The organism is Micromonospora sp. NPDC003776 (assembly GCF_053605645.1).
In genome coordinates, this window is the sequence record NZ_JBSGJR010000566.1 from 1 (window position 1) to 4,523 (window position 4,523).

Sequence of the window (4,523 nt, forward strand, 5' to 3'; positions counted from 1 at the left end):
GCAGTGTCACGTCGTCCCCCAGACATCGAGAAGGCCCGCGTCGGCGTGACGCGGGCCTGCTCATCGGGATCAGGTCGGGTCGGCCACCGGGGCGACCGGGCCGGCGGTGCCGGCGTGCGGGCCGGTCGGCGCCTTCGGCTTGGCGTCGATGCCGGCCTCGGCGCGCTGCTGCCCGGTGATCGGCGTCGGCGCGCCGGTCAGCGGGTCGAAGCCGCCCCGGGTCTTCGGGAAGGCGATGACCTCGCGGATCGAGTCGGCGCCGGCGAGCAGCATGCAGACCCGGTCCCAGCCGAACGCGATGCCGCCGTGCGGCGGGGCACCGTACTTGAACGCCTCCAGCAGGAAGCCGAACTTGTCCTGCGCCTCCTCGGCCGTGATGCCGAGCAGGTCGAAGACGCGCTGCTGCACGTCGCCGCGGTGGATACGGATCGAGCCGCCGCCGATCTCGTTGCCGTTGCAGACGATGTCGTACGCGTAGGCCAGGGCCCGGTCCGGAGCCTCCTCGAACCGGTCCACCCACTCGGCGTTCGGCGAGGTGAACGGGTGGTGCACGGCCGTCCAGCCGCCCTCGTCGGTGCGCTCGAACATCGGCGCGTCGACTACCCAGCAGAACGCCCAGGCGCTCTCGTCGACCAGGTTGGCCCGCTTGGCGATCTCGATCCGGGCCGCGCCGAGCAGCTCCTGCGCCTCCCGGGTGTTCGTGCTCGCGGCGAAGAAGATCGCGTCGCCGGGCTTGGCGCCGACGGCGTCGGCCAGGCCGGCCAGGTGCGCCTCGGAGAGGTTCTTGGCCACCGGGCCGCGCGCCTCGCCGGTCTCCGCGTCCAGCACCACGTACGCCAGGCCGCGGGCGCCGCGCGCCTTGGCCCAGTCCTGCCAGCCGTCCAGCTCCTTGCGGGTCTGGGCCGCGCCGCCCGGCATCACCACCGCGCCGACGTACCCGCCGGCGTCGATCGCCCCGGCGAAGACGCGGAACTCGGTGCCGCGCAGGTAGTCGGTCAGCTCGGTCAGCTCGATGCCGTAGCGCAGGTCCGGCTTGTCCGAGCCGTACCGGGACATCGCGTCGTGCCAGGTGATCCGCGGGATCGGCCGGGGGATCTCGTAGCCGGCGAGGTCGGACCAGAGCGCCGAGACGATCGCCTCGCCCAGCTCGATCACGTCGTCCTCGGTGACGAAGGACATCTCGATGTCGAGCTGGGTGAACTCCGGCTGCCGGTCGGCGCGGAAGTCCTCGTCCCGGTAGCAGCGGGCGATCTGGTAGTACCGCTCCATGCCGCCGACCATGAGCAGCTGCTTGAACAGCTGCGGCGACTGCGGCAGCGCGTACCAGCTGCCGGGCTGGAGCCGGACCGGGACCAGGAAGTCGCGGGCACCCTCCGGGGTGGAGCGGGTCAGCGTCGGGGTCTCGATCTCCAGGAAGTCCCGCTCGTGCAGCACCGTCCGGGCGAGCTGGCTGGCCCGCGAGCGCAGCCGCAGCGCCTTCGCCGGGCCGCTGCGGCGCAGGTCCAGGTAGCGGTACTTGAGCCGGATGTCGTCGCCGGCCTCCACCTGGTCGTCGACCGGCAGCGGCAGCGGCGCGGCCTCGGAGAGCACCTCCAGCGCGGTCGCGGTGACCTCGACCTCGCCGGTGGGCAGGTCCGGGTTCTCGTTGCCCTCCGGGCGGCGGGTCACCTCGCCGGTGACCTTCACGCAGAACTCGTTGCGCAGCGCGTGCGCGTCCTCCTCGCGGAAGACGACCTGCACCACGCCGGAGGCGTCGCGCAGGTCGACGAAGATGACGCCGCCGTGGTCGCGCCGGCGGGCCACCCACCCAGCGAGGGTCACCGTCGAGCCGGCGTCCGCCGCGCGCAGGCTTCCGGCATTGTGGGTACGGATCACGGCTTGCGTCTCCTCATCGCTGAACGGGCTGCCCCCGCATTCTGTCAGCTTGGCGGAGCGCGCCCCGCGCCACCCGGCAACCCGGTCCCCCGGCCCGGCTCGGGCGAAGGCCTCATCCCGCAGGTCCGGTGCGAGCGGCCCGGCTCCATCGTGGTGCTCACCGACGCTCGGATCACCTCGGCCTGACCCCCACGACCGGCGGTACGCGGTTACCGTGGCCGGATGCGAGCGGTACCCGGCTGGGCCGTCGCCACGGCCGCGGCGGCGCCCGTCCTGCTGGTGACCGGTTGGACGGTGGCCGGCGCCCGGCAACCGCCCGGGTACGACCCGGTCCGGGACACCATCAGCGAACTGGCCGGCCCCGGCGCCGTCGACCCGTGGATCATGACCGGCTGCCTGGTCCTGCTCGGCTGCTGCTACCTGGGCACCGCCGCCGTGCTGCACGCCGCGGGGCTGCCCGCCCGGTTCCTGCTCGGCGCGGGCGGCGCGGCCACCATCGCGCTGATCGCCTTTCCCCGCCCGCAGGTCGGCGGCTCGCCGGCGCACGGGACCGTCGCGACCGTCGCGGTGCTCGCGCTGGTGTTCTGGCCGGCCGGGACGGCCCTGCGGCTGCCCCCGGCGGCGGTCCACGCGGAGCCGCCGTGGGCGTTCCGGCGACCGGTGGCGCTGACCGCGTCGGCGCTGCTGCTGGCGCTCTTCGGCTGGTTCGTGCTGGAGGTGACCGGCGGGTCGCGGACCGGCCTGGCGGAACGGGTGACGGCGGTGGCGGTCGCCCTCTGGCCGCTGCTCGCGGTGCTCTCCGCCCGGGCCGCGCACCGCCGGTGGTCCGCCGCCGGTACCCCGACGCGCCGGCCGGTCAGTCCGGGTCGGCCGGCAGCAGGTGATTGACCCGTACGTCGTCCTCGGCGAGCTCGCGGGCCCGTTCCTCGGCCACCCGGTCGGCCCCGGTGAGCCGGCCGCCGTGCTGGCGCAGGTGTTCCTCCCAGGACGGCACCTGGTAGACCTCGACGAAGCCGTGCGCCCGTTCCCCGGCCCGGAACAGCCCCCACCGCATCGCCCCGGTACGCCGACGGGACCGGCCGACCGCCCGCATCGCCTCGACGAAGGCGGCCTGCCGCTCCGGCCGGACCGTGTACGAGACGGTGACGACGACCGGCCCGCCGCGCGGGTGCGGCTCCAGTGCCAGGTGCGGCTCCGGCCAGTAGATCGACGGATCCCGGTCGACGCCCGCGACCTCCCGCAGCGGCCAGCGCAGCACGCTGACCGCGCCGACGGCCATCATCGCCGCGGCGGCGGTCAGCGCGACCATCAGACCGGCGAGTTCGCCGAGGGCGCCCCAGGCCACCGCGCCGAGGGCCTGCCCGCCCGCGAAGACCATCTGGTAGACCGACAGGCCCCGGGCGCGTACCCAGCCGGGGAGGAACAGCTGCATCGCGGCGTTGACGCTGGACAGCACGGTCATCCAGGCCAGCCCGGCGGGCACCAGGGCGGCGATCGCCAGGGCGGGCACCGGCACCAGCGCGAGGACCGCCAGCGCCGCGGCGTAGAGCAGGCCGGCGAGCAGCAGCAGCCGGTTGTTGGAGAGCACCCGCCGGATCCGGGGCAGCACGAGCGCCCCGGCCACCGCGCCGACGCCCAGCGCGCCGAGCAGCACGCCGTACCCGCCGGCGCCCAGGTTGAGCCGGCGGCTGGCCACCAGGGGCAGCAGCGCCCAGAGCGCGCTGCCGGGCACCACGAAGAGGGCGGCGCGCAGCAGGATCCGGCGGACCACCGGGGAATGGCGGACGTACCGGCCGCCGGCCCGCAGCGCGGCCGTGAACCGTTCCGGCGTGGCGTCCGCGTCCGCGCCGTCGCGCCGCCAACGCACCAGGGCCAGCGCGAAGATCACGAAGGAGGCGGCGTTCACCGCGAAGACCACGGCGACCCCGGCCTGGGCGACCAGCACACCGGCCACCGCCGGCCCGACCGACCGGGCTAGGTTGACGCTGATCGAGCCGAGTGCCGCGGCGGACACGAGCTGCGCCCGGGGCACCAGCTCGGGGATCACCGCCTGCCAGGCGGGCAGGGTGAGCGCCTGCCCCACGCCGAGGCCGAAGGTGAGGGTGAGCAGCAGAGCGGCCGGCATCCGTCCGGCCGCGGTCAGCGCGGTGAGCAGCACCCCCACCCCGGCCAGGAAGCACTGCACGGCGATCAGCAGCCGGCGCCGGTCGAAGGTGTCGGCGAGCGCGCCGGCCGGCAGCGCGAGCAGCAGGACCGGCAGCATGCTGGCGGTCTGCACCAGGGAGACCAGGGTCGGCGCGTTGGGCTGGTGGACCAGCAGCCACTGGGCGCCGACCGTCTGCATCCAGGTGCCGACGTTGCTGGCCAGCACCGCGAGCCAGAGCGCGCGGAACGCGGCGACCCGCAGCGGCGCCCAGGCGGAGGCGGGCGGGTTGACGGTGGTCGCGGGGGTGCTCATCGGCCGGAACGTACCCCGCCGCCGGCGGCTCAGTCCCCGGTACCGGTCGTTCACCGGGGCGCTGTTGCGCCGGCCGGGCCGGCCGGACGGGTGACCGCTCCGGCAGCACCACCGGCGTGCACAGCGGCAGCGTCTCGGCCACCAACGCGACGGTGAACTACGCCGAGGGCAGCGTCTACGGGCTGATCAA

At 75.1% G+C, this 4,523-nt stretch carries 3 protein-coding genes and 1 pseudogene; 2 read left to right on the forward strand and 2 right to left on the reverse strand.

Annotation, left to right across the window (positions count from 1 at the left end; translation table 11 throughout):
* Positions 1–69 precede the first annotated feature (69 nt).
* Complete coding sequence (gene aspS, locus ACWEVO_RS30940) at positions 70–1,875, reverse strand: aspartate--tRNA ligase (protein WP_452311001.1); 1,806 nt, start codon at positions 1,873–1,875, stop codon at positions 70–72.
* A gap of 222 nt (positions 1,876–2,097) precedes the next feature.
* Between aspS and ACWEVO_RS30945 the strand changes: the two genes are divergently transcribed.
* Positions 2,098–2,763, forward strand: coding sequence for a DUF998 domain-containing protein (locus ACWEVO_RS30945; RefSeq protein WP_452311002.1), 666 nt, complete (start codon positions 2,098–2,100; stop codon positions 2,761–2,763).
* Here the strand turns inward: ACWEVO_RS30945 and ACWEVO_RS30950 are convergent.
* Positions 2,732–4,333, reverse strand: coding sequence for an MFS transporter (locus tag ACWEVO_RS30950; RefSeq protein WP_452311003.1), 1,602 nt, complete (start codon positions 4,331–4,333; stop codon positions 2,732–2,734). The genes ACWEVO_RS30945 and ACWEVO_RS30950 overlap by 32 nt on opposite strands.
* A gap of 14 nt (positions 4,334–4,347) precedes the next feature.
* Between ACWEVO_RS30950 and ACWEVO_RS30955 the strand changes: the two are divergent.
* Positions 4,348–4,523: pseudogene (locus ACWEVO_RS30955) on the forward strand (S1 family peptidase); the annotation flags it as partial.